The following is a 25242-nucleotide window of genomic DNA, read 5'->3' as shown; positions in this document are numbered from 1 at the left end:
TTAATGAAGGAGTAAGGTATATGGATCGTTTGGAATTGATCGAAGTGGCCGGTAGCAGTTATGTGGTCTCCGGTAAATACGGGATCGGTGTCTATTTGGATAGGTCCAGCAAAACCGCCGTTTGCATTGATAGCGGACCGAATGCCATGGTCATCGAGGCAGTATGCACGAAAATCAGTGATCGAGGGTATCAAATTCTTGCCGTTGTTCATACACATGGTCACGCTGTTAATCACGGTGGCAATCTCTATTTGAAAAAGAGGTTCCCCGACCTTCGTATCTATGCGACACATCTGGCAGCCTATCTCATTGAAAATCCGCATCTCGAGCCTTTGGTTTTCGACGCAGGTGGAGGGTCTGATACGAAGCCTGATCAAAACAAAAAGAATGAACGTGCGCTCGTAACAGATTATCTGCCATCCACCGATGGAATCTTTCACGTCCACACCATTCCATTCAAAATCGTCTCCTTACCTGGACATTCGCCGGGAATGGTCGGCATTATTACCCCTGATCATGTCCTTTACTGCGGCGATGCCTTGTTTGGTCCCAAAACATTGAACAAGCAGAATCTCCTTTTTTTTAACGATCTGAGGGCTGCCAGAAGTAGCTTCAAGAAGCTCTCGATGATGAAATTGACCGCGTATGTGCTCTACCATGGCGGACCCTATAAGACAGTCACCGGTTTAATTAACAAGCATCTCACCATTATGAAAGACACCTCTGCTTTTCTTGAAGCATTGATTCATGAGCAGCCAAGCACTCTCGAACAAGTCGTCCAAAAAGTCATGAAAAAGTATGAGTTTGAAGATGACTTGCACCGCTACGGTTTGACCACTTCGATTATCCGCTCTTATATAAAAGAGCTACAGCAAGAGAACCGAATTGTCGCAAAAGTGGACAATGGTTTACTGCTATTCAGCAAACCTGCGGCAACCACTTGAACAAAGGCTATATATGGGGGTGTACTATGGGTAAAAAACGTATTTTAATCGGTAGTCCCATTCAGCAATTCCCGATCATTTTGGAGGAATTCCTTCAATCCCTCTCGGAGCTGACTACCAAAAATGAACTTGTTCATTACATGTTCATTGACGATAACAAAGACCCACTATCCAGTACACTCTTGGCTGATTTCGAAAAGGCGAACAAACGAACCATCATCCTCAAAAACACAGACGATGATACGTATGTCCGAAATGAAATGACTCATTATTGGACGGACCGAAATATTTGGAAAGTAGCGCAAATGAAAGATACGATTATCTCCTATGCGCTCAAAGAGGGTTTCGATTATTTGTTTTTGATCGATTCTGATCTCGTTTTACACCCTCACACCCTGCAACAATTGCTTCAAGCGAATAAAGATATTATCTCCAACATTTACTGGACACGTTGGCAGCCTGATTCGATTGAGCTTCCTCAAGTTTGGCTGATGGATCAATACACATTGACACGCGAAGGCGCGTCCGAGTCAGCGGAGAACCAAAACTTTTTAGAGATGCTGCGTAAACCTGGTGTGTATGAGGTAGGTGGTCTCGGTGCATGCACGTTCATCCATCGAAAGGTCTTGGAGGCAGGCGTCAGCTTTAAACGAATAGCTAACTTGTCGTTCTGGGGAGAAGATCGGCATTTTTGCGTTCGGGCTGTAGCTATGGGCTTTTCTTTGCATGTGGATACGCATCTTCCTGGGTACCACATCTACCGTCAGTCGGATCTGGCAGGAGTGAGCGAGTATCGCAAAAAAAATGGCATGACAGCGGGGAAAGCGAATCAGATTTCAATCAGTTTATGCATGATCGTCAAAAATGAAGAAGACGCTCTGGAGCGTTGCCTTTCCACCGTTGCGGATCTCGTCGATGAAATCATTATCGTCGACACGGGGTCAACAGACCGCACGAAAGAAATTGCGTCCAACTATGGCTGCACCATTTATGATTTCGAGTGGATTGATGATTTTTCAGCTGCACGCAACTATGCGTTCAGCAAGGCAACATGCCCCTATATTTTGTGGCTGGATGCAGACGATATCCTTCTGGAGAAAGACCGTCAGCTCTTCCGCGAGTTGAAGTTTACGTTGAATTACAGCATCGACAGTGTCACGATGAACTACAACCTTTCTGTGGACAGCAATGGGAATGTGGCATACAGCATTCGCCGCAATCGCCTCGTAAAACGCGACCGCGGTTTTTGCTGGATCGGACCCGTCCATGAGTATTTGGAAGTGAATGGAAACGTCATCAACAGTGATATATCCATCACGCATAACAAGCAGAAGGAATACACGGACCGCAATCTGCAAATCTATCGACGCAGGGATGCCAAAGGGGAAGAATTCTCTCCTCGCGACTTGTACTATTTTGCGAATGAATTACGCGACAATCAGTTTCATGAAGAGGCCATTACTTTTTACACGAAGTTCCTGAACACCCAACAAGGCTGGGTAGAAGACAACATTAACGCTTGCTTGAAGTTGGCGAGCTGCTATTCCCACCTATATGAGAGACAAAATGTTTTGTCGTCTCTATATCGTACGTTCAACTACGATCGTCCACGGGCGGAAGCTTGCTGCCAGATCGGAGCCTTTCACGTCGAAGATAAAAATTGGCTGCTGGCGATTTTTTGGTACGATCTCGCAACAAAAGTAGAGCGACCTGCTGAAAAGCTCGCACACATCGACCACGTTTCCTGGACCTGGCTACCTCATCTGCAACTATGCTTATGCTATTCTCAAATGGGGGACAACGAGAAATCCCGTCACCACAATGATATTGCCTACTCTTACAACCCAACTCACCCTAGCATTCTCTACAACAAAAGGTATTTTGAGTCTCTGACCTGACTCCCCTCGTGATCATGAAAAAGTTACCCACCCTGTTGGGTGAATGTATAAATGCCATAAGCAATGGTGGTCTATTTTTTGATGAGCACGGTGCTAACCGGTTAACACAAAAGCCAATCTGGAAATCAAATTGGCTTTTTCTGTTTCTATACAGCCAGGCACGCGCACAGATAAGGCCTCATAGGATAGTAATAAGTTTTTGAATGTAACAGGAAGGATGAATGCCATGTCTCAAGCCAATATTCCCAATATTACTCCCACTATTACTGTAACGAGAGACGATGCTATCAATCTCCTCCTTACTTCCATCGCCATCGAAGAGCTCAGCCTCGGGCATATTATTCATGCAGAAGCAGAAAAATTGCAATATGCCATTGGTACACTACCAGGCTTGACTGTTCCTGCTTCGGTAAGCGATCTCCTTCTGGTGAATGCAAGCGTACGCCAAACCTTGCAAGACGTTGCGAAAAAAGAAATGCTCTTGCAATCGAAACTGGACAATATCCTGTCTGTTCCATCCAGCAGCACAGGTGGCATAACAGGGCCTATGGGGGCCACAGGGCCGACGGGCTTTGGTACTACTGGAGCTACGGGGGCTACTGGCGCGACAGGGGCCACGGGCGTTGGTATTACTGGAGCTACTGGAGCTACTGGCGCTACCGGGACAACAGGCGCTACTGGACCTGCTTTCATCGCTGAAAACTTCTCTGGCTTCTTATCAACTGTGACCCTTAACGCATCTTCCCAATTAACTAACTGGTCAACAGCCAGCCCCTACTATAGCAGTCCAAGTTTCAACCCGCAAACTGGCGTATATACAGTACCAGTGACTGGAACTTACGCCATAAAAGCAACCATTAACTATGAAACGACCGCAGCCATTACCGTTAATTTAGATCCGGGAATCACCCCTGCATTTGAAGTACGGAGACTTACCCCTGTTGTAACAAGTCTCATTATCGGTGATTTCCCTGTCCTCAACGTAAACATTGACCTCGTACTCACATTAAGAGCTATTTTGGGGGCTGGAACAGTTACACTCGCTGGTGACGTTCAACTCAATGGTGGAGATACGCTCGGTTTGTTCTATGTAGCCAATGGATTGACTACTAACCTCGACTTAGGAGGCGGCGGCGAGGGTATCGTCTGGTCCATTCACCGTCTCACCTAACACCACGTTCCTTACGAAAAAAGCTGACTGCATTTTATCATGCAGTCAGTTTTTTCTTGTCCATCATATTCCCCAGCTTACACCTTTTTCACAAACTCCGATTTTAGCTTCATCGCGCCAAAACCATCGATTTTACAATCAATATCATGGTCCCCATCAATCAGGCGAATGTTTTTTACTTTTGTCCCGATTTTCACGACCAATGAAGTCCCTTTTACTTTGAGGTCTTTAATGACGGTTACCGTGTCGCCATCATTCAAGACGTTTCCATTCGCATCCTTGATGACCTTGTTATCTTCACCATTATCGTTGCCTGCTTGGAGCGTCCACTCATGGCTGCATTCCGGGCATACCAAGGAACTTCCATCTTCGTACGTGTATTCTGAATGACATTTTGGGCAATTTGGCAATTGACTCATCTTTGATATAACCTCCATTCGATACTGTCCATTCTATCATAAACTAGCCTGAAAACCTGGCCACCTACCCAGTAAGCCCTTCGTCCCGTGCTTTTTTAACTGCCTCTTCGCGATTCTTTACACCCAGTTTTGCATAAATCACTGTGGTGCAATTGCGTACTGTTCCTTCAGAAAGAAAGATTTTCTCCGCGATTGTTTTCATGCGAAGCCCCTCTACTAACGAGGCCAATATGCCTCTTTCCCGTTCCGTCAACCCATAGGGGCACTCGCGTCCTTGCTTTTGGCGAAGTCCATTCAGCTCTTCTTGCTGCAAGCGCATTTCTTTGAAAAGGACATCCGCAATCTTATGGTTAATCAACGCTTCACCCTGATGAACAACTCGTATCGCCTCTACCAGCTCGATCGGACTAACCGATTTTAACAAGTAGCCATTGGCGCCTCTCCCTAGCGTTTCTGCTGCAAGGGCTGTTTCTTCGAAGGTCGTCAACATAATGACACGCATATCTGGCCACCGCTCACGTATCGCTTGTAGTGTCTTCGCCCCGTCCATGACAGGCATTTGGACGTCCAAAAGTACGACGTCGGGTTTTTCTTTTGGAATGATGTCCAGTGCCATCAAGCCGTTCTCTGCGACCCCGACCACCTGCAAGTCTTGCTGATTCTGTAAAACGAGCTGCAAGCTTTCCCTCACAACGGGCTGATCATCGACGATCAGGATACGTATGCCTGCACTTGGTACAGCCTGCATAGCTGGCAGACTACAAATGACCGTCACACCTCCTTCGTCCATACAATGGATCGATAATCGTCCCTGAAGTGTTTCCAGCCTTTCCTTCATCGATTGCAAACCAAATCCGAATTCGATCGTCCCATTTCCTTCCCCATTATCTTCGACCTGCAACCGGATCTGGGCTTCTTCAAAGTAAAGTCCCACTTGAATTTGTGATGCTTTTCCGTGTCGCACAGCATTGGTCAGTGTTTCTTGCAAGCAACGGTACAAAGTCAGCTTTATGGAACGGCTCAACGCATACTCAGCGCCGTACATACGCAGCTTGACGGACACCCCTGTAGCCACTTGAAATTGCTCGATCAATTCAACGAAGGCGGACTCCATCGTCGTAGCTGATTCATAGCCATTATGAGCCCACTTGTGGAAAATCCCTCTGGACTCGTCCAAACCTTGTCGGGCCATCTGCAAAAGCATGTCCAGCCGACTAGCCTCCGCATCTGGTATTTTAGACCGAAGCATCTCCATCCCCATAATAAGCGATGTCATCGTGTGTCCGATCGTGTCATGCAGCTCTCTGGACATTTTGTTCCGTTCTTCCAGCAGTGTGATTTCCTCCACCTGGGAGGTGTATTGCTCCAATATTTGGTTCTGATGTTGAATAATCAGGCCTTGCTTGTGCATACGGCTAAGCAATTGAAAGGCAAAACCAAGCGCATATGCCGCGAAATGGTACACAATTAGATCGCTTAAGGGTATAGGCTCGAAATCCACCCCGATTGCCTCCCCCACAAGAAACGGAATCGCCAAAATCGCCAATGGTCCCGTCCAGCGATAAGATCGTTCCACACTGTGATATCCGATAAGAAAAGCGATGGGGATAAACTGCCATCTTACACCCTCAAAAAAGAAGTTCAAGGCAATACACAAGCCTCCACTCAAAATAATCTCAGCGAACAAATATAGGTTACGAGAGTATCGACGCAAACAACTGGGGACGACAAGCACTAAGAACACAACGATCAATGTAATCACTATCGGATAAGGCAATTGATCGTGATGGCGGACAAAGCCGAGAATAATCGTCAATCCCCACATAAAGTGGATGGTGAAGATCATCCAGTCGACCCATAACCATCGTTTAACAAATGCAAGCAATTGGCACACCTCATCTACACCCAAACTTTCTCTCCATTATAGTATCAGATGACGATCAGCTACTATCACGATAAGCAATGACATTCTGTTACTTCTCACCGTGACACTCATCGTCCTATACTCATCCCTGTCGCTGGCTTACAACAATTGACTGACGCAAAACGCGAAAGGTGATGAAACATGACATTATTTGCTTTACGAAAATGGTTTGCCGTTCTGCTCGTATCCTGCCTCATGCTGATACAGCCCTTATCTGTGGTCAATGCTCGCTCGCCGCTTACTACTCCTTCCATCGAACAAGTAGTTGATCCCCTCATGAGGAATGAAATGAACAACTTGCATATCCCTGGCGCAGCCATTGTCATTACCCAGGGAGATCGCATCATTTTTAAAAAGGGCTATGGTTTTGCCGACGTCGAACAGCAAATCCCCGTTGATCCCGAGCGTACGGTGTTTCGAATCGGTTCCGTGACCAAGTCGTTTACTGCTACTGCAGCGATGCAGCTCGTGGAAAAAGGCAAGCTTTCCTTGCGCGAAGATTTGAATACCGTCCTAAAAGACTACAAAATTACCAATAATCGTTACGGCCCGATCACGCTCCACCACCTGCTCACACATACAGCCGGTATAGATGAAAAAATTTATAAAAGAGACAACCGTCAGAGTGTGATACCGGAATTCTCGACCGAGCCCGTAAATGAAACGCTTCAGATGCAGGAGACGATTTTCACGCCAGGCAGTAAATTTCAATACAGTAATGCGGGCACCGGATTGTTAGGGAGTGTAATCGAGCAAGCTTCCGGTCAATCTTTGCATGACTATATGCGGGAGAATATCTTCCGCCCGCTAGGTATGGATTCCGCCGAATTGTATCTCCCAGAGGACAAGAGCAATCTGGCTAAAAGCTATTATTACGACGGAAACGCCTATCAAACGATTCCTTACTCGGGGATTATTTTCCCAGGGAGTGGTGCCGCTAATATGACACCAGTCGACTTCGCCCCCTATATGATCGCCCATCTTTCTGGCGGCAGCTATAACGGCACATCTCTGCTCAAACTAGAAACTGCCCAGCTTATGCATGCCCAGCAATTCGCGGCCCATAAACGCATGTACGGAATCGGCTACGGCTTTTTTAAAGGAGAGACGAAAAACGGCATTCCTACCCTATGGGCAAACGGTGGGATTGATGGCTTTATCTCGAAAATGGTGCTGATTCCATCAGAATCAATCGGCATCTTTGTTACGGTGAACGCCACGCATCCGGGCTTGGAGCTGCACGGCAAGGTCGTGAACGCTTTTACCGACAAGCTACTGACAGAGCAAGTCCGCAAGCCCCTAACTCCTGTTGCTGGCACCATAGATGAAATGAAAAAGCTGGAAGGTCAATATCTGCTTACCCTGACGCCCGAGAATGGCTGGGGCAAAGGGCTTCGTCTACTCAGTAGCTACCCTTACACAGTGAAGGCATTGGACGCGCAGACGATATCCGTGACTGGTATGTTCCAGAATGAAGGACAACAGTCCCTTGAGAAAAAGTTTGCGCAGGTAGACGATCATTTCTTTCAAGAGATCGATGGTGAGGAACAGCTCTATTTTCACGAGGAACAAGGGAAATTTTATATGACAGGACCGATGAACTTTTCGCTCCCTCGTATCTCCTTCATCGAAAGTCCGCCTGTTCTCCTGGCTCTATATGTGATTCCCGGAATCGTGTTCATCCTTCTTTCGCTCGTCTGGATCGCTCGTTTCGGGCTACGCAAATGGCGCAAACAATCGCACGCTATTTCGAAGATCGTTCCGATTATGGCTCTGCTTCATAGCTTGTTTTTTATCATCCAATTCACCTATGCAAACGCAGAGCTTGTCTATGGCTATCCGACCTTCTACCAAGTCGTTGTTGCATCCCTACCAATAGTTTCGTTGGCCGCCGCCGCTTATTTGCTCCTGCAAATTGGAACATCCAAGGAGCGCGATCGCTGGAAGGTAGCGAATAGCGCAGCAGCGGTACTCTCCATCCTGTATACTGGCTATTTATTTTACTGGAACTTTCTTTCGATTCATTACTCATAGGACTCCGATGCCGCAACTGAGCTTTACAGTTGCGGCATTTTTTTAAGCATAATGTTTGATCCAAGGAACTACCATTAAACTAAGCCACATAAGGAGGATCGAACCATGAGTACTTCAAGCTTAAAAATCGGGATTATTCTGGGCAGCTCTCGCCCTGGCCGAGTCAGTCCCCAAGTAGGTGCGTGGCTCAAAGGAGTTGCCGATCAACGAGGAGATGCAGCGTATGAAATCGTTGATATTGCGGACTTTCACTTACCGTTCTTTGGCGATCCGAGTGGTGAGCAACAGGTAGCCGCCTGGGCGGCAAAGCTATCCAGCCTGGATGGATTCGTATTCGTTACCGCCGAATACAACCACAGCATCACAGGGGTATTAAAAAACGCACTCGACCTCGCCCGCAAGGAATGGTACAACAAGGCGGCTGGTATCGTCAGCTACGGTTCATCAGGTGGAACTCGTGCAGCAGAGCACTTACGTGGAATCCTGGGGGAATTGCAGGTTGCCGACGTTCGTACACAACCTGCCTTCAATCTGTTTACTGATTTTGAAAATTACACCGTCTTTAAACCATCCGAATTGCACATCCCACATGTAAACGACATGTTAAATCAGGTGATAAGTTGGTCAACGGCATTAAAATCGGTTCGAGACTAATAGAAAAATGACTAGCAGCGATATCTGCTAGTCATTTCTTTTTGGTTCCTCACTCATATCGCAACGCGTCAATCGGATTGAGCCTAGCTGCCTTATGAGCCGGGTAGAGCCCAAAGAAAATACCGATGGCACTGGAGAACCCGAAGGCGATTGCGATACTTTCCCACGATAATAACGGCGGCACATCGACATATTGCGAGGCAAACATGGCTGTCCCGATGCCGAGCAGCACGCCAATCGTTCCACCAATCAGGCAGACGATCATCGACTCGATCAAAAACTGCAACATAATATCTCCGTAACGCGCCCCTAACGCTTTGCGAATGCCGATTTCCCGCGTCCGCTCCGTGACGGATACGAGCATGATGTTCATGACGCCTATCCCACCGACAAACAGCGCAATCCCGGCTGCGACGCTAAAGATCGTGGTGAGCGTACCGGAAAAGGAATCCATCTCCCCCAGTGCGTTCTCGATACTATCGGTTTGGTAATAGTTTTCGCGATCGTGTCTGCGGTTTAAGTATTTCTCTGTCTGCCTCTTGGCTGCTTCCATTGTTTCCTTCGACTTGGCTTTTACGGTTATCGTCTGAACGTACTTGAACCCGTCCATATTGTGCAGAAAGGTAATCGGCATATAGGCACCCTCGGATCGACCAGCGTCAATCGTCAGCTTGGCTTCCCTTACCACGCCAATAACGATGACTGATGCTGTTTTGTAAGTTAAACGCTTGCCAATCGGGTCTTCACGTCCGAAAAGCCCTGCCGCTAATTTTTCGGTTAAAACGATAACCGGCTTCCCCTCTCTTGCTTCCTTCGCAGTAAAATATCTGCCTGCAACTATTTTCAAGTTGGGTTGAACCTTTAACAGATCCTCATTTGTTCCTTGTATACTTGCGTCCTTCCCCTTTTTCGGGCCTCGAATCGTTCCAAAAAGATCTAAGAACGGCACGGCCGCTTCAATGTAGGGCGATTGTTTGGGAAGTGCATAAGCATCCTCCACTGTCAAATCAGAAAGCTTGCTTCCTTGGCCCCACAAAATAGTAACGGTGAAATTAGTAGCACCCAGCTTCTCCAACTGATCAGTATAAGCCTGTTGACTGCCGTTTCCTAGTGTAATCACGGCAATAACAGACATGATTCCGATGATGATCCCAGACATCGTCAAGGTAGCACGCAGCTTGTTTGTTCCAATTCCTTCCAGGGCCGTACGAAAGCTTTCGAGTAAATTCACGTGAGGATCACCTCCTCGGACGCAGTAGCAAACAAGCGCTCCTCCACTCGCTCATCTCGGATGATATGACCATCTCGAAACGTAATGACGCGCTCGGCATGCTGGGCGATATCCGCCTCGTGCGTGACGAGCAGAATCGTTACCCCTTGCGCATGCAACTCCTGAAAAATCGCCATGATCTCGATGCTGGAACGACTGTCCAGATTCCCTGTCGGCTCGTCAGCAAGTAAAATGGCTGGCTGGTTAACCAACGCTCTGGCGATAGCTACCCGCTGTCTTTGACCGCCGGACAGCTGCGTTGGTTTATGATCCATCCGCTGGCCGAGTCCGACACGCTGCAACGCCGCTTTCGCTCTTTTTTTGCGTTCTGTCATGCCGACGCCCGCATACATCATCGGCAACTCCACGTTTCGCAGCGAAGTAGCACGTGGCAACAAATGAAACGATTGAAAGACAAAGCCGATTTTTTGATTGCGTACCTGCGCCAGCCCACTATCCTTCAACTGCGTAACATCAATTCCATCCAAGACATACGATCCGGAGGTTGGCCGATCCAGACAACCCAGCATGTTCATAAACGTCGATTTTCCGGAACCAGAAGGTCCCACGATCGCCACGAATTCACCTTGAGCCACGTGGATATTGACATTTTGCAAAGCAAACAATTCCAGCTCATCCGTCTTGTACTGTTTGGTTAACCCCTCAATGTTCAGCATATGTATCCTCCTTTACCCCGCAAACTCTTCGGGAGATGCTTGGAAGATCACTTCATCTTCTTGCAAGGTTTCCGGTGGATTCGCTACCAATTCTTCACTGCCGTCCAATCCGCTTTCAATTTGGATAAACAATTCACTTTCAATTCCAGTCGTCACTTTTTTCTTCTTGGCCTTGCCATTTTCCGCTACCCAGACAAAAGAAGATCCATCTTGATCCGTCACGACTGCCTCAATGGGGACTTGCATGGCGTTTGCTGCTTTTTGCAGGACGATGTTCACATCCACGTGAAAACCTGGCTTCAAATACTCCCTCGTCTCATTTAGATGGACAGCGACTGGCACTCCCGTACTCTCTCCACCCGGCTCTTTGCTGGTTACAGCCATAGGAGATATGCGCAACACCTTACCTTGCAACTGTTCTCCGCCTAAGGAAATGCCTGAGACCACAGCATCCTGTCCGACTTTGATTTTACGCAAGTCAGATTCGCCAACTGCTGCTTCGACCATAACATCATTGGTATCTCCAACCGTGAGAATTTCCTCGCCTTTACTTAGGTACTTCCCTTGTTTCACCTTCATGGAGAGCACCGTCCCGTCAATCGGAGACACGATGCTGCTTTGCACACGTTGCTTTTCATATTTTGCTTTTTCCAAATTCAGCTTTTGAATTTGCGCCTCGTAGGAACGAATCTCTGCCTTGTCTGGCCCTTTTTGCTTCAAAAGTAAGTCTTGCTTCGCGACCCTTACTCTTGATTCTGCGGTCTGTAGCTTTTGCTTCGCCTCCTCTACAGCCTGTTGGGTAGACACGCCAGCAGTGAACAGCGATTGCGTTCGCTGGTAATCTTTTAATGCCGTTTGGTATTCACGTTCATACTGGGCAAGCTGCTCCTGCATTTTCGTGACTTCCTCAGGCTCCACGCCTTTGGAGAGCTTTGCGATATTCGCTTCCTGAATGGTGATCTGTGCCTCGATATCCATGATTTCATTGCTGACATCGGACATGTCGATATTGCCGATCACCTGCCCTTTCGTCACTTTGTCTCCCTCCTTGATGGAGAAATTCCGCAGATCGCCTGCATAGTTGGCGAACAATGTATGTTCATTTCGTACTTTGACCATGCCCGACGTCAAAATCGTGCTTTCCAAGTCGGCCGTTACCACCGTTGATAACGTGATAGGAATGCCATTCTTCTTTTCTCCCGAAGAAGCTGCATAGCCGCCGAACCCGGCCACAAGCACGCCCACGCCCACACCTAGCCAGATCCACAAACGCTTTTTCATCTTTCCTTACCTCCCCAAAAACTGTAAGCTCCGGTCATCTTTGGCCAATCCAAAAACCCCACTTCTTCCTTCGCAGTTTCCACCCTGGCTCGTCACCCGATCAGGATAAGAAAAACTTTTAAAAGAAAAAGTGGGGTAATCCTTAAATTTTTTTAAAGTGAGGGAGTCTGTTCGTAAGGTAAGCGTATTTCAAAAACGGTGCGGATCAAATTGCTTTGCGCAGAAATCGTCCCTTCGTGGCGCTCGACGATATTTTTGGCGATAAATAGCCCGAGACCTGTGCTTCCGTTTTGATGGCTTCGGGCCTTGTCACCTGTGTAAAACTCCTCGAAAAGATGTGGCAGATCTTCTGGGGGAATCTCGTGACCGTAATTGATAATCTGCACAACGACCTCGTCGCCCGCAAGAAAACCGTTGATATCAACAAACTGACCATCGTGCCCGTAACGAATGGCATTCGTCATGATGTTCTCGAAAACGCGTGCCAAGAGCTCGCCATCCCCGCAAACCGTCAATCGTGAGGCCACATTCATTCTCGTTTTCAACTGATTTTTCTCCAAGGAAGGATATAGCTCTTCGTTTAACTGCATGAGCAGTTCACTCAGGTCAATCAGGTTCTGTTGGATGGTGAGCATGCCGTAGTTCATTCTCGTAATTTCGAAGAGCTCATCAATCAGCTTTTCCAAACGCTGCGACTTGGTAAAAGCAATATTCGTGTAATGTCGGGCTTGTTCCACCGTTAACTGCTCGTCCCGCAAAATGATGTCCAAATACCCTAAAACAGAAGTCAGTGGCGTCCGCAGGTCATGCGCCAGGTTTAAAACCAACTGATCCTTGCTGCTTTCGGCAAAATCTCCTCTTTGTACGGCTTCTTGCAATTTTTCACCCGCCAGATTGATGTCCTTGGCAATATCTCCAAACTCATCGTTTGACGGTATTTGAACATGATGGGTAAAGTCGCCGTTTGCAAGATGATGAATTCCTCTGGAAATCTCCTGAAAGTAGACGGCATACCGTTTGGTTAACAAGAAGAAAAACAAGATAGCTAGGGGAACAAAAAAAATCAAAAAGAAGTAAATGTCCCCTATTTCTCGCATAAAATAGCGAATCGGCGTTAACAAGCTTTCAAACTTTACCTGTGTTCGATAGTAAAACTGTAGCGCTTTAAAGATCACATAGGTAACCGCACCGGATAGAAGCAGACTTAGGCCCAGTAGCTTGACCATTTGGAACCGAAAGCTTCGTTTCATGTTATCCATGGAATGAATACCCTACGCCCCAGACCGTTTTAATCCACTTGTTCTTGGTTTTTTCTTCTCCCAGCTTCTTTCGCAAGGTGCGAATGTGCACCATGACTGTATTGCTGCCTTCATAGTACGCTTCGCCCCATATCTGCTGGAAAATATTGTCCGCACTAAACACCTTCTTTGGATAGCGGGCCAGCAGGTAGAGAATATCAAATTCTTTCGGTGTTAACTCAATTGTTTCTCCGTACAGGCTCACCGTTCGCTGCTCTGGATAAATGACAAGTCCACCTGACTCTACCACCTTGTTACTCGGCACTTCTACTGCTGGTTGGTTCAGCTGCTTAAAGCGCCGCAGTTGGGCATTCACACGTGCGACCAATTCCATCGGATTGAATGGCTTGGTCATATAATCATCTGCGCCCATCACCAATCCCGAAATTTTATCCAGATCGGACGTCTTGGCACTCAAAAAGATAATCGGCATATTGTGCTGTTCACGAATCAGCCGGGTGACCTCATAGCCATCCAGCTCAGGCATCATAATATCGAGGATCGCCAAATCAATCGAATGGGTCTTCACAGCTTGGAGTGCTGCCTTTCCATCCTCTGCGATAATTGTATGGTAACCTTCTTTTTTCACATGCAAGGCAACGAGCTCAGCAATCTCCGCTTCATCGTCGGCGATCAATATGGTGACGTGCTTCATCGTTTTTCCCATCCCTTTTATACATTTGCTACCATTATAGCAGGTATGAAAAAACTTTTCTGTTATCTCACCATGATATCGTTCATACAATTATGGATAATAATTACTTTCAGTTTGTTTTGACTTTGCAGACTTTTCTATATTAATATATTCATGTCCATATCATATCTATCATAAATATACTTGGGGGTAATTTATGAAAAAACTAATGTTTGCTGTTGTCTCTAGTTTGTTGGCGCTCACGGTAAGTGCATGTGGCAGTAGCACGGATCAAGCTTCCACAACCTCTGGACAATCCGGTGCTAAAAAGTACGTTATTGGTACAGATGCAACATACCCACCCTTTGAGTTTGAAAAAGACGGAAAATACGTGGGAATTGACATCGACCTGATCAATGCGATCGCCAAAGAAGAAGGCTTTGAGGTAGAAATTAAGCCGATGGACTTCAAAGGAATCATTCCGGCTGTTCAAGCGAAGCAATTGGACGGTGCCATTGCAGGGATCAGCATCACGGATAAACGCAAAGAAATTTTAGATTTCTCTGAACCTTACTATCAAGCAGGTCTTTCCCTGGTCGTACGTGAGGACAACACAACGATCAATGGAGAGGCAGATTTGGCTGGCAAAACGATTGCTATCAAAAAAGGCACGACTGGCGCAACCTTTGCTGATGAGCTCGGGAAAAAATACGGAGCCACTGTCAAATATTTCGACGATAGCCCTTCCATGTTCCAAGAGGTTCAAAACGGCAACGCTGATGTGACTATCGAGGACTATCCGGTTATCTCGTATAAAATTGCGGTAGACCCTGCATCCAAGCTGAAAATTGTAGGCGAACGTCTCAACGGTGACCACTACGGCATCGCGGTTTTAAAAGGGAACAAAGAGCTGCAGGACAAACTCAACTCCGGTCTGAAGAAGCTGAAAGAGAACGGGAAATACGACGAAATCATCAACACATACTTGAGCACCAAAAAATAAAAGGCGCAAGACGCGCCTTTTTTTTCACCTTAGAAAGAATGGAGTTGTCCAAATGAGCAGTAGTTGGGATGTTATTGTCGATGCACTTCCTGTCTTGGCCCAAGGCTCTGTGGTCACATTAAAAATAACGGTCATTTCCCTGTTTTTCGCTCTCTTAATCGGATTGCTTTTTGGTTTAATGAGCACCAGCCGCTCCAAAATACTCCGCGGCATTGCAACCGCTTACGTTGACTTTCTCCGCGGCACACCGCTGTTGGTTCAAATCTTCTTTATTTATTTTGGATTGCCGCCTGTCCTTGATATCAAAATTCCAGAGACAACCGCAGGTATTCTTGCGCTCAGTCTCAATGCCGGAGCGTACCTGGCTGAAATTTTCCGCGGAGGGATTCTCTCCATCGATAAAGGGCAGATGGAAGCTGCTCGCTCCCTCGGACTCACGCACGGAAAAGCCATGCGCCTGGTTATCTTGCCTCAGGCTGTTCGCCGCATGATTCCTGCTTTCGTCAACCAATTCATCGTGACGCTAAAAGACACCTCGCTCTTAACGGTCATTGGTATCCGTGAACTAATGAACAGTGGTGAGATTATCATTTCTAGCAACTTCCGCTCATTCGAAATTTGGGCTGTAGTAGCAGTCTTCTATTTCCTGATGATATACATCCTCAGTCTGCTATCCCGTTCCCTTGAGAGGAGGTTCGCGAAATGATTCATGTAGAGAATTTGAAAAAGAGCTTCGGCTCATTGGAAGTCTTAAAAGACATCTCGACTACCATTGAAGAGCGCGAAGTTGTCTGTGTCATCGGTCCCTCCGGATCGGGAAAAAGTACGTTTCTGCGCTGCCTGAACCAGTTGGAAGAGGTGACATCTGGCAAAATCACCATTGAGGGTGTGGAGGTTACCTCCCCCAAAGTGGACATTAACAAGCTGCGAGAGCGTGTCGGCATGGTGTTTCAGCGGTTCAATCTATTCCCGCATCTCACTGTATTGGAAAACATTATGCTCGCACCCAAGCACATCAAAAATTCAGAGCGTCAGCAAAATGAACAAAAAGCGCTGCAACTCCTCAAAAAAGTAGATTTGGCGGACAAGCGTGACGTGTATCCAGATCGGTTATCTGGTGGTCAACAGCAGCGCGTAGCCATTACCCGTGCGCTCGCCATGGACCCTCATATCATGTTGTTCGATGAACCTACCTCTGCACTCGACCCGGAAATGGTAGGGGAAGTTCTTCAGGTGATGAAGGATTTGGCCAAAGAAGGAATGACGATGGTCGTGGTTACGCATGAGATGGGCTTTGCCCGTGAAGTAGCTGATCGCGTGATTTTCATGGATGGCGGATACATCGTCGAAGAAGGCACGCCTTCCGAGCTTTTTGACAATCCCCAGCATGAGAGAACCAAGGCGTTTCTCAGTAAAGTGCTGTAGACAAGCAACGGGCATGATGCGATTTTTCATCCATCATGCCCGCTTGTTTTTCTATGAAACTATCTTACACATACTCATGCGCCAGCATCAAAAACACACTGGACGTCCACGTAAAGGCCCGGTCCCTCAGTCCATCACCTGTCAGCGCATCGAAGTTTTCCGCCATGCCACTGCGTGCTGCCATTCGGCAAAAACGTCTGGCAATCTCCTGAGAAAACGCCACTTCGCCTGCTCGCCTCAATCCATCGACCAAGAGCATCGTCACTGGCGCCCAGATCGGGCCTAACCAGTAGCCATCAGCACGGTAGAAGGAGCTGGTTGGACTCTCCGTAGCCAGTCCATTCTCGGTCAAAAATCGCTCCTGCAAGTCCGCAATCAGCTTGGCCCGGATGTCCGGCGGCAGCCTTTCACCTAGCACGAGAGGCATATAGCGAATCAAGCTGTCTCCTTGGGTAGGCTGATCGCTGCCGGAGTGGGTCGCGAAGAAGTTTTCGCCATTCCAGTGCTTCTCCATGAGTCGTTGCAGCGTCATTTCAGCCTTTTCCTGCCACTTCGCTGCCTCTTCAGGACGGCCCAGCCTCTTCGCCAAATCCGCCAGCACATCCATTTGCAGAATCAAATACGCAGACAAGTCCGGGCTTTCAATTGGCGCCCCATCGAGGAAAATCGTGCTGTTGTCCCAACCGCAATCATAGCCGTGATTGTACTGCGGAATCCCGTCCTGATCATCATCGCGGTAACGGAACCACCAATCGGTCCAGCGACAAAGCGGCTCGTACACCTCTTCCAGCATCTCGTTTGTAATCGCGTCGTTCCGATCCAGCATCCAACGCAGCGTCCAGCCATGAATCGGAGGCTTGCAGCAGTTCCACAACGCATACCGATCATTGATAAAATCGGGGAAGACACCACTTTCGTCCTGCCTGTCGATAAAAATCATGAGCTGATCCCACGCCAGCGGCAAGTTTGCTCGCGTCAGTGCCATCGCATTGAAGCAATGATCCCAGCTCCAGATATTTGTCATCCAGTTTTTGGACATGTACATCGCGGATCGTGGCAGATAGCCTTCAGGTCTCACCACACAAGACCAGGTGATGTACGCCGCGAGTTCTCGTGCTTCATTCAAGCCTTCGCGATGCTCCTCAGATACAGAGAGCGTCCGTTCCAGCCACTCGTCGTACTCTTTTTTTACCTGTGCCCATCCATCGGCAAAGGCAGGGTAGCTACGCTCCTTCCATACCGTGTGGAATTCCTCCCATACGCCTTCCAGTACACCAGTATCCTCGTCGGGAAGAAAGGTTACGCTCACTTGCTGTTCACGCGATGCCTTCGTAGGGTTGACCACCATCGCTCCAGCAAGCGGAGTCACTCGCAAGCGAATTTCCGTGGAAAAATGATTGATTTCCCAGCATCCAGCTCCTGCTTGAATCGCGTAGTCTGCTGCCGTCGATTCCAGCACCAGTCGCAAACCAACGCCTTGACCACGTATCTGCACCAGTTGAGGCTCGCTCATGCACAGCTTCACTTCGCCTTTATCCCCGTAAAGACGCAGCAAGGTTGGCGTAGCCTCGGTCTCAAATGGAATCGCCACACCATCGGCTACCATTTCTATGCGAAAAATCGCGCCATCGTGGTTGTCTCCTCCACGAATATTGCGCAAATACAGCCCTTCTGCTCGCTTGGTGTTCCCCAGTCGCGAGAGTACGAGATATGACCCGTATCGACTAAAAGGAACGATTCCTAAATCAAACTGCATATGTCTCACCTCGAGGTTGCTTCGTCAATCGTTTACGATCGCTCTTTTCCAGCAGACGGCTCATTCTGGCGTTCATCCACCAGACAGGCAGGCTCGCTCCCAACAAGATCGGCAAAACAGGAATCGCCAGCAAGAGAATCAAGAGAAGGAGCAAGCCGCCCATCGTGACGAGCGAATGCAACGGAAAGGCCGCGACCAGCCAAAACGATTGCTTGAGCGTCCTCTTCACGTCTGCATCCTCTCGAACAAGCAGGGAAAAAGCGTGGCAAGAGGTAGCCGCATGCAAGAATCCGATCCCCGCAAAAACGGCCGCGATCGAGAGCCCCCACAGGGAGCCCATGCGAAGGAAAAACACCACATCGACCCACAGAATTGCCCCCGTTAGCACCGTCCCTGCGCCAAGCCATTGGCTCCTCCAGAAGTAGTGGCGAAAAGCATGCCAGAAGGCGGACGGAAGCCCACGGTCATTCCACTTGCCGCTAAGTACGTCGTACAGAGCAGCTGTCGCTGGGAAGACTCCAAAGACGATGCCTCCCATGAGCGTGCACGCCACCCACATGAGATGCGCTGCCGCCATCCGCAACAATCGCTCACCAAATTGATGAAATGACCATGCCCAGCCTTCCCACTTCGCCCGATTCCCCACTGTAGCTCCCTCCTTACTTGATAGCTTCTTACTTAATAGCAACGCCAGCTGAATTGTCTACGATATATCGTTGTGCGAGGAAAAAGAGGAGTAACGGCGGAAGCGAGATCAGGAACGTTACCGCCATCAGCCCAGTAGCCTCTACTTCATACATCCCTTTAAATTGCGCCAGTCCCAGCGTCAGCGTGTACTGACTTTGGTCATTCAAGAAAATGAGTGGACCCAAATAATCATTCCATGTGCCCAAGATATTGAATACACTCACCAAAATCAGAGCCGGCATCATCAACGGCATAATAATTCGGGCGTAGATCTGAAACGAACCGGCACCATCAATACGCGCGGCTTCATCCAGCTCACGAGGAATGGTCAAAATAAACTGTCGCATGAGGAAAATGTAAAACGCTGACCCGAAGAACGAAGGAACAATCAACGGCTTGAGTGTGTTGATCCAGCCCAGGTAGTTGAATTCCATGTACAGCGGGATCATCGTCACTTCCCACGGAATCATCATCGTGGCCAGAACGACCATGAACAGAAAGTCTCTCCCTTTAAACGTAAACCGGGCAAAGCCGTACGCGACCAGCGAAGACGAAATCAACTGACCAATCGTGGTCAGGATCGTCACCGTCAACGAGTTTTCCAAATACAGATTAAACGGCTGGGACATCCACGCATTCCCGAAGTTCTCCCAATGCAACACATCCGGAATCCATTTGGGTGGATACTGCAAAATCTCATCGTCCGACTTGAGCGCAGTAGAGATCATCCAGTAAAACGGTGCGAGAAACAGGAAAGAGAAAAAGATCAAGCTCGCATAAGCAATCGTTTTGCGTATCAAGCCTCTTCCCCTCCCTTGCGATTGTCGCCCTCGTAGTACACCCATTTGCCAGACGTTTTAAATACAATGAAGGTCAATACCAAAATGATCGCAAACATAAACCAGGAGTTCGCCGAAGCATATCCCATCTTGAAGTATTTGAAGGCGTTGTCATACGCGTACATGGCATAGAAATACGTAGACTGCAACGGTCCGCCTCCTGTGAGCAAGAGTGCTAGACTCAGCTGCTGGAACGCACTAATGATCGTCATAATCAGGTTAAACAAAATCGTAGGACTCACCATCGGCAGTGTAATGCGGAAAAACTTTTGTACCGCCCCTGCCCCATCAATCGAAGCCGCTTCATACAAGCTCTCCGGGATACTTTTGAGCCCCGCCAGGAAAATCAATACCATGGAGCCTTGCCCCCACAGACTGGCGATTACCATTGCTATGAGCGCCCACGTCGTATCGTTTAGCCAATCTGGACCTGTAATCCCAATCAGACTGAGCAAATAGTTGAAAATACCGTATTCCCCGTCGTATACCCACGCCCAAATCATCGCCAGCGCCACACCGGAAATCACGCTCGGCAAGTAAAACACTGTGCGGAAAAAGCCGCTGCCTTTTACCTTCTGATTCAGCATCATGGCCAAAAACAACGCGATGAACAGATTCAACGGTACAAACAACAGCGCAAATTTAATCGTGATCCAGAGCGATTGCCAAAACAATGGATCGTCCGTAAACATATTAACGTAGTTGTCCAAGCCGACAAACGTAACCTCACCAACGACAGGCCAATCAAAAAAGCTCATGACGAGCGAAAACAACATCGGTCCCAGCGTAAAAGCAAGAAAGCCGAGAATCCAAGGCAAGATAAAAAGATAGGGCGTAAGAAACGCCCTTCCCCTAAGTTTTTTCGGTTGAACGGTCATGGCAGGCTGTTTATGTGTCACGACACTCTCTGTATTCAATTCCCTGACCCCCTTCCCATTATTTTTCTAAAAACTTCTGGGAGTCTTTGACTGCCTTGTTCAGTAATTCCTCGGCATTTTGTCCCATCATGATCGCATTAACCGCTGCGGAAAGGTTCCGGTTGATTTCGTTCCAGTGTGGATTCAACAGGAATGCTGGCGTGTCAGTCGATTGCTCCAATGTCTTATAGAACGGCGCGTAGAGCGGGTCCTGATCGAGCTTCTTTTCTTGTACGACACTAATACGCACAGGCAAGTCAGATGTACGCATCTTGATCGCATCACTGGAAACGAAGAACTTCAAAAACTCCCAAGCCAGTTCTTTATTTTTGGAATCCTTGGCGATCGATACAGAGGAGGTTGCAATGACACCCTTACCAGGCTTGCCAGGGAATTGCGGCATCACGACCGTACCAAAATCGACATTCGCCTTCTTGTACGACTCGAGCGACCATACGCCGTTGTCATACATCGCGAGCTTGCTTGCTTTGAACAAGTCGTTTCCGCTCTGCTGGTTTTTGCCACCGACGAGCAAAGCGCTCTTGTCTTTTGTCAAATCACTAAAAATTTGCAGGGCTTCTGCCGTTTCCTTGCTGTTCATGTAGCCTTCGATGGTTTTTCCATCAGGACTAATGAAGCTGCTGCCATTGCTCCACACGAACTGCTGCAAATCGTACGTATCCGGCTCCGAACGAACAGCGAAGCCGTACTGCTTCTTGTCGCGAACCGTTAACTGTTTGGCTGCTGATTTGAAATCATCCCACGTCCAATCGTCTGTCGGAAGTGGTACATTTGCTTCGTTAAACAGCTTTTTGTTGTAGAATACGACCCGCGTCGAGAAGCCCGCTGGGAGACCGAACAATTTTCCATCGAATCGATTATAGTTTAAGAGGCCTTGGTAAAAGTCGTCGATTGCCACTGATGGGTCCTTCTTTACGTACTCATCCAATGGCTCGAGCGAGGCGTTGTACGTCGGGAAATCCCACATGTACATGACATCCGGCGGGTTTTTCGCTCCGAATGCCGCTACCAGCTTCTGATCAAAACCATCTGCATATGCCTCGACTTGTACCTTCACACCCGGATTTTTCTGTTCGAATTGTTTCGCGATATCTTGTTGGATCTTCAGCATTTGGTCCGTATCCCATGTCGCGAAACGCAATGTAATCGTTTCCTTTTTATCAGACGATGCTGGCGTTGTCGTACCTGTGTTACTAGACGTGCCGTCTGTTCCTGCTGGCTGGGCTTGTGAACAACCAGCTACGACGGCCAAAAGAAGTGCCATGCCAGCTGCCATCCATTTTGACGCAACCTTTTTCATCTGTGATCCCCCCTAGATTTACCCCTCATTTTTCTTTATTTTAATGAAGGGAAAAAAACGGTGAAACCGCTAACTGTTCGCAATAGTGTGTGAATTTGTTTCCTTTTTTTCGCTTTGTTCAAGTTTGCGCGGTGGAGTGTACGATTGTTCGACTGGACTCCTCCTTTTGTTTGAAACGGTAGTGGCTCGGGGTCATCCCTGTCCACTTTTTAAACCATTTGCTGAAGTATTTCGCGTCAGGAAGACCGACTCGCTCAGCTACCTCCTGAATGGACAGAGCTGTTTCATCCAGCATCGCTCGGGCCATTTTTACCCGGCGTTTGTCGAGAAACTCGCCGAAGCTCTCGCCCACTCCCTTTTTAAACATCACGCTAAAATGACTGCGGCTCAGTCCCACCTGTGAAGCTACCTCACTGACCGTCAATGGCGTATCTAGACGATCGAGTGCGTAATGAACAGCCTGCTTGATCGGTTCCTGCCACGGGTCTTGAATGACGCCGTACTTGCGCGCGCGCTCCGTACGCTGGTAGAGCATCCGTACCGTCTGAATCCACGGTTCGAGTCCAGCAAACGGGCTTGTTGTCTCCCAGCTCGTCACCTTTCCAGCCAGCTTCCATTCCACGAGCAAGGATTCTACCTGCCTGCCGGTACTTGCGGGAGTCAGCAAAAAACGGATATCGCCACATGCGATCCATTCCCATTGGCTGTCCAGCTCCCGTGTAATCCATGCCCGCTCCTGCTCCTCGCCATGTGCACTGCTGCCCATTCCTTCCAAGAGCCACACACGCATGGAATCGTTCATCCACGACCAGTGTGTTTGCAAGAGGGAGGACAAGCTTTGCTCGAAATCGCGACTCAAACCAGTCAACCACGCACCGAATTCCCGCTTCCATTCATCAGGGCGTTCACGAATGTTTTCAGGTCGTGCGCTCTCGCCTGCCAACTCAGTCCGCAGCTTTTCCAACAACGTCCCCCATTCCTCATCCTGAAACTCGGTCTTCAACAAATATCCGGACACCCCGAGAGAGATTCCCTGCTGGGCAAAAGAAAAATCGCGGTGACAACTGAGTAGAAGCACCTTTGTTTGTGGAGCCTGCTCCTTCACCCGCCTGCACAGCTCCAACCCATCCATTTCCGGCATAACGATGTCCGTAATCACCAACTCGGGCTGTATTTGCAGGAAAGCCTCCCAGCCTTTCCGACCATTCGGTGCATCCGCTACCACTTCCATTCCGTAGCGACTCCATGGCACCATTGCCTTCAGTCCTCTTCGCACCAGCACTTCGTCATCCACAATCATTACCTTGATGTTCATCAGGAATTTCCTCCCTTTTCGGCCATGTGATTTGAATTGTGGTTCCTTCTCCTCTGACAGATGAAATCTTCATGCCGTGCTCCATACGGAAATGAAGCTTGAACTTCTGATCGACGTTGTACACGCCGAGTCCTCGTTTGCTAGAACGCTCCAGATCAGGATCGAGAAGTTTGGCCAATCGCTGGGGCACAATTCCTGCGCCGTCATCTTGCAACAGCAGCGTCACAAGCCCTTCTTTTTCACTGACACTGATCCGGATCGTTCCGTGCCCGTCTTCGAATGCGTGGAAAAAAATATTTTCTAAAAGCGGCTGGAGAGTCATTCGCGGGATCAAATAGCGACGGCAAGCCTCTACTCCGGTCTGTTCAAATTGAAAAACAGGCCCGTATCTCAGCTCTTGGATTTGCAGAAAATGCTCGACGGTTTGCAGCTCCTTTTCCAACGGGACGAGCTCCTGCGTGATGTCGAGGTTGCCCTCTAGCACTTTGATGAGATGATAGAGCATATTACCGATTTCATTGGCACCAGATAATCTTGCTTTCCACTGGATGGAATTAAGTGTATTGAACAGCAGATGCGGGTTGATCTGGTAGTGAACGGCTCGCAGCTCTGCTTCCTTTTTCAACTGCTCGGTTCGACTCACCTCGGCGATTAGCGTCTGAATCCGCCTCACCATCTGGTTGAAGCTCACCCCTAACCGCCCCAGCTCGTCTTCCGTGTCTACCTCTGCGCGCGTCTGTAGCTCGCCTGTTCCTACTAGCCGCATCGTTTCTTGCAGTCGCTTGATTTTGCCTGTAATTCGTCTGGAAAATAAATACGCCAAAAGAAGTGCCAGCACTGCTGAAAGAATCAGTGCCGCGATAAAGAAGGATTGAATCACTTCCGCAGAGCGGTTCATTTGCTCGTATGGCAAGCGTACCTGAATCATCCAGTTGTTGGACTCCAGCGGCTTGTTCCAGACGATATCGCTCTCTTGCTGGACAAACGTACCCGCAGTCTGGTAAATCAATTCGCCATTTTTGGCTGTAATCGTCACATGCGCACTCATGTCCTCTTCCAACTGGGAAAACAACTGAAACAGCTTGCCTGCCTTCATCTCAATCAAAATCCGGCTATCCTTCAACACGCCATACCCGCTGAGAACGGGAACGACCAGGCCGAGCACCTTCTCCTGATTACGCAGCTCCGCCTCATCCTGAAACCCGACATAATGCCTGGGCGTGTAAAAGCCGATCCATCGCTCCTCATCCAGCTTGGCGGGCAGTCCCTTCCACCACCATTCCCGCAACAGATCCTGTCCATTGATCACATTTTCTCCGAAAAAATAACCGGAGGGCGTCACGATAAAAATGCCTTTTGTATCAAGGTTGCGGTGAGCCCCCAGGTATCGCTCGAAGTTTTTTTGTTCTAGGAAGCCTGTGTACGTTTTCGGCTGTTCCTCCCGCATGACGACCAACGTCGGATCTGACACGTACGTATTGATGTCATAGGCCATGTATCTCATTTGACTCAGGTAGTTGTCGATCTGGATTTGCAGCTGCGTAGCGATATACTCGCCTGACTTGCTAAATTGCTCGCGAACGACCATCGACGATTTCCAATACGCCATACTCCCCAGAGTGATCAGCGGAATAATGGCTGCAATCAGCATAAAAGCGAGTAGCTTGGCATGAATGCTTCTGCGCGGGAAGAGCGACCATGACTTCATGTGACAACCACCACCGGTTTTTGATTAGTTGCACTATTCAATCTTTAACTAGATTGTACAACGTTTC

General features: G+C 48.4%; 22 protein-coding genes. 8 read left to right on the top strand and 14 right to left on the bottom strand.

The window, feature by feature from the left end; all coding sequences use genetic code 11:
- Nucleotides 1-20: 20 nt before the first annotated feature.
- From PMI05_RS09450 to PMI05_RS09440, 3 genes are all read left to right on the top strand, one after another.
- Complete coding sequence (locus PMI05_RS09450) at nucleotides 21-944, top strand: MBL fold metallo-hydrolase (protein ID WP_007720334.1); 924 nt, start codon at nucleotides 21-23, stop codon at nucleotides 942-944.
- 26 nt (nucleotides 945-970) lie between these two features.
- A complete protein-coding gene (locus PMI05_RS09445) occupies nucleotides 971-2842 on the top strand; it encodes a glycosyltransferase (protein WP_007720332.1) in 1872 nt (623 codons plus the stop codon).
- Nucleotides 2843-3068: 226 nt separating this feature from the next.
- Entirely contained in the window at nucleotides 3069-4013 is a 945-nt protein-coding gene (locus PMI05_RS09440) for a hypothetical protein (RefSeq protein WP_007720330.1), read from the top strand.
- Between the two features lie 77 nt (nucleotides 4014-4090).
- On the opposite strand, the gene PMI05_RS09435 is transcribed toward PMI05_RS09440, so the two are convergent.
- On the bottom strand, nucleotides 4091-4432 hold the full coding sequence (locus PMI05_RS09435; protein ID WP_007720328.1) for a zinc ribbon domain-containing protein YjdM: 342 nt from the start codon (nucleotides 4430-4432) through the stop codon (nucleotides 4091-4093).
- 64 nt (nucleotides 4433-4496) lie between these two features.
- On the bottom strand, nucleotides 4497-6326 hold the full coding sequence (locus PMI05_RS09430; protein WP_238543276.1) for a hybrid sensor histidine kinase/response regulator transcription factor: 1830 nt from the start codon (nucleotides 6324-6326) through the stop codon (nucleotides 4497-4499).
- Between the two features lie 171 nt (nucleotides 6327-6497).
- On the opposite strand from PMI05_RS09430, the gene PMI05_RS09425 reads away from it, so the two are divergent.
- On the top strand, nucleotides 6498-8390 hold the full coding sequence (locus PMI05_RS09425) for a serine hydrolase (protein ID WP_007720324.1): 1893 nt from the start codon (nucleotides 6498-6500) through the stop codon (nucleotides 8388-8390).
- Nucleotides 8391-8495: 105 nt separating this feature from the next.
- On the top strand, nucleotides 8496-9044 hold the full coding sequence (locus PMI05_RS09420) for an NADPH-dependent FMN reductase (RefSeq protein WP_007720322.1): 549 nt from the start codon (nucleotides 8496-8498) through the stop codon (nucleotides 9042-9044).
- 49 nt (nucleotides 9045-9093) lie between these two features.
- Here the strand turns inward: PMI05_RS09420 and PMI05_RS09415 are convergent, their stop codons facing one another.
- The 5 genes from PMI05_RS09415 to PMI05_RS09395 all read right to left on the bottom strand — a co-directional run bounded on the left by PMI05_RS09415 (nucleotide 9094) and on the right by PMI05_RS09395 (nucleotide 14225).
- The gene (locus tag PMI05_RS09415) at nucleotides 9094-10275 is read right to left on the bottom strand and encodes an ABC transporter permease (protein ID WP_007720318.1); all 1182 of its coding nucleotides are present in this window, start codon (nucleotides 10273-10275) and stop codon (nucleotides 9094-9096) included.
- Entirely contained in the window at nucleotides 10272-10991 is a 720-nt protein-coding gene (locus PMI05_RS09410) for an ABC transporter ATP-binding protein (RefSeq protein WP_007720317.1), read from the bottom strand. The genes PMI05_RS09415 and PMI05_RS09410 overlap by 4 nt, the downstream gene beginning before the upstream one ends.
- A gap of 12 nt (nucleotides 10992-11003) precedes the next feature.
- Nucleotides 11004-12272, bottom strand: a complete 1269-nt coding sequence (locus PMI05_RS09405) for an efflux RND transporter periplasmic adaptor subunit (RefSeq protein WP_007720316.1) — start codon at nucleotides 12270-12272, stop codon at nucleotides 11004-11006.
- 152 nt (nucleotides 12273-12424) lie between these two features.
- Nucleotides 12425-13531: a sensor histidine kinase KdpD gene (locus PMI05_RS09400; RefSeq protein ID WP_007720315.1), complete on the bottom strand. Its 1107-nt coding sequence runs from the start codon at nucleotides 13529-13531 to the stop codon at nucleotides 12425-12427.
- Nucleotides 13524-14225, bottom strand: a complete 702-nt coding sequence (locus PMI05_RS09395) for a response regulator transcription factor (RefSeq protein ID WP_007720314.1) — start codon at nucleotides 14223-14225, stop codon at nucleotides 13524-13526. Before PMI05_RS09395 ends, PMI05_RS09400 begins: the two co-directional genes overlap by 8 nt.
- Before the next feature lie 196 nt (nucleotides 14226-14421).
- Here PMI05_RS09395 and PMI05_RS09390 point away from each other — a divergent pair, with 196 nt between their 5' ends.
- From PMI05_RS09390 to PMI05_RS09380, 3 genes are read left to right on the top strand one after another with little or no spacing between them, the layout of a single operon-like run.
- A complete protein-coding gene (locus tag PMI05_RS09390; protein WP_007720312.1) occupies nucleotides 14422-15207 on the top strand; it encodes a transporter substrate-binding domain-containing protein in 786 nt (261 codons plus the stop codon).
- A 52-nt stretch (nucleotides 15208-15259) separates the two neighbouring features.
- The gene (locus PMI05_RS09385; protein WP_007720310.1) at nucleotides 15260-15913 is read left to right on the top strand and encodes an amino acid ABC transporter permease; all 654 of its coding nucleotides are present in this window, start codon (nucleotides 15260-15262) and stop codon (nucleotides 15911-15913) included.
- The gene (locus PMI05_RS09380; RefSeq protein WP_007720309.1) at nucleotides 15910-16632 is read left to right on the top strand and encodes an amino acid ABC transporter ATP-binding protein; all 723 of its coding nucleotides are present in this window, start codon (nucleotides 15910-15912) and stop codon (nucleotides 16630-16632) included. Before PMI05_RS09385 ends, PMI05_RS09380 begins: the two co-directional genes overlap by 4 nt.
- Nucleotides 16633-16696: 64 nt before the next feature.
- Here the strand turns inward: PMI05_RS09380 and PMI05_RS09375 are convergent, their stop codons facing one another.
- The 7 genes from PMI05_RS09375 to PMI05_RS09345 all read right to left on the bottom strand — a co-directional run bounded on the left by PMI05_RS09375 (nucleotide 16697) and on the right by PMI05_RS09345 (nucleotide 25175).
- Nucleotides 16697-18388: an amylo-alpha-1,6-glucosidase gene (locus tag PMI05_RS09375; protein WP_007720308.1), complete on the bottom strand. Its 1692-nt coding sequence runs from the start codon at nucleotides 18386-18388 to the stop codon at nucleotides 16697-16699.
- A complete protein-coding gene (locus PMI05_RS09370) occupies nucleotides 18378-19034 on the bottom strand; it encodes a YesL family protein (protein ID WP_007720307.1) in 657 nt (218 codons plus the stop codon). Before PMI05_RS09370 ends, PMI05_RS09375 begins: the two co-directional genes overlap by 11 nt.
- Before the next feature lie 28 nt (nucleotides 19035-19062).
- Nucleotides 19063-19875, bottom strand: coding sequence for a carbohydrate ABC transporter permease (locus PMI05_RS09365; RefSeq protein WP_007720306.1), 813 nt, complete (start codon nucleotides 19873-19875; stop codon nucleotides 19063-19065).
- The gene (locus tag PMI05_RS09360; RefSeq protein WP_193375256.1) at nucleotides 19872-20792 is read right to left on the bottom strand and encodes a carbohydrate ABC transporter permease; all 921 of its coding nucleotides are present in this window, start codon (nucleotides 20790-20792) and stop codon (nucleotides 19872-19874) included. The genes PMI05_RS09365 and PMI05_RS09360 overlap by 4 nt, the downstream gene beginning before the upstream one ends.
- 58 nt (nucleotides 20793-20850) lie before the next feature.
- Nucleotides 20851-22152, bottom strand: a complete 1302-nt coding sequence (locus PMI05_RS09355; protein ID WP_007720303.1) for a sugar ABC transporter substrate-binding protein — start codon at nucleotides 22150-22152, stop codon at nucleotides 20851-20853.
- 118 nt (nucleotides 22153-22270) lie between these two features.
- Complete coding sequence (locus PMI05_RS09350) at nucleotides 22271-23467, bottom strand: helix-turn-helix domain-containing protein (protein WP_007720302.1); 1197 nt, start codon at nucleotides 23465-23467, stop codon at nucleotides 22271-22273.
- The gene (locus PMI05_RS09345) at nucleotides 23439-25175 is read right to left on the bottom strand and encodes a sensor histidine kinase (RefSeq protein ID WP_007720301.1); all 1737 of its coding nucleotides are present in this window, start codon (nucleotides 25173-25175) and stop codon (nucleotides 23439-23441) included. Before PMI05_RS09345 ends, PMI05_RS09350 begins: the two co-directional genes overlap by 29 nt.
- Nucleotides 25176-25242: the final 67 nt, after the last annotated feature.

The sequence above is a fragment of the Brevibacillus sp. BC25 genome (genome assembly GCF_000282075.1).
In the GTDB taxonomy this organism is placed as follows: domain Bacteria; phylum Bacillota; class Bacilli; order Brevibacillales; family Brevibacillaceae; genus Brevibacillus.
Note: the sequence above shows the minus strand (reverse complement) of the source record. Positions and strands in the feature narration are given on the sequence as shown.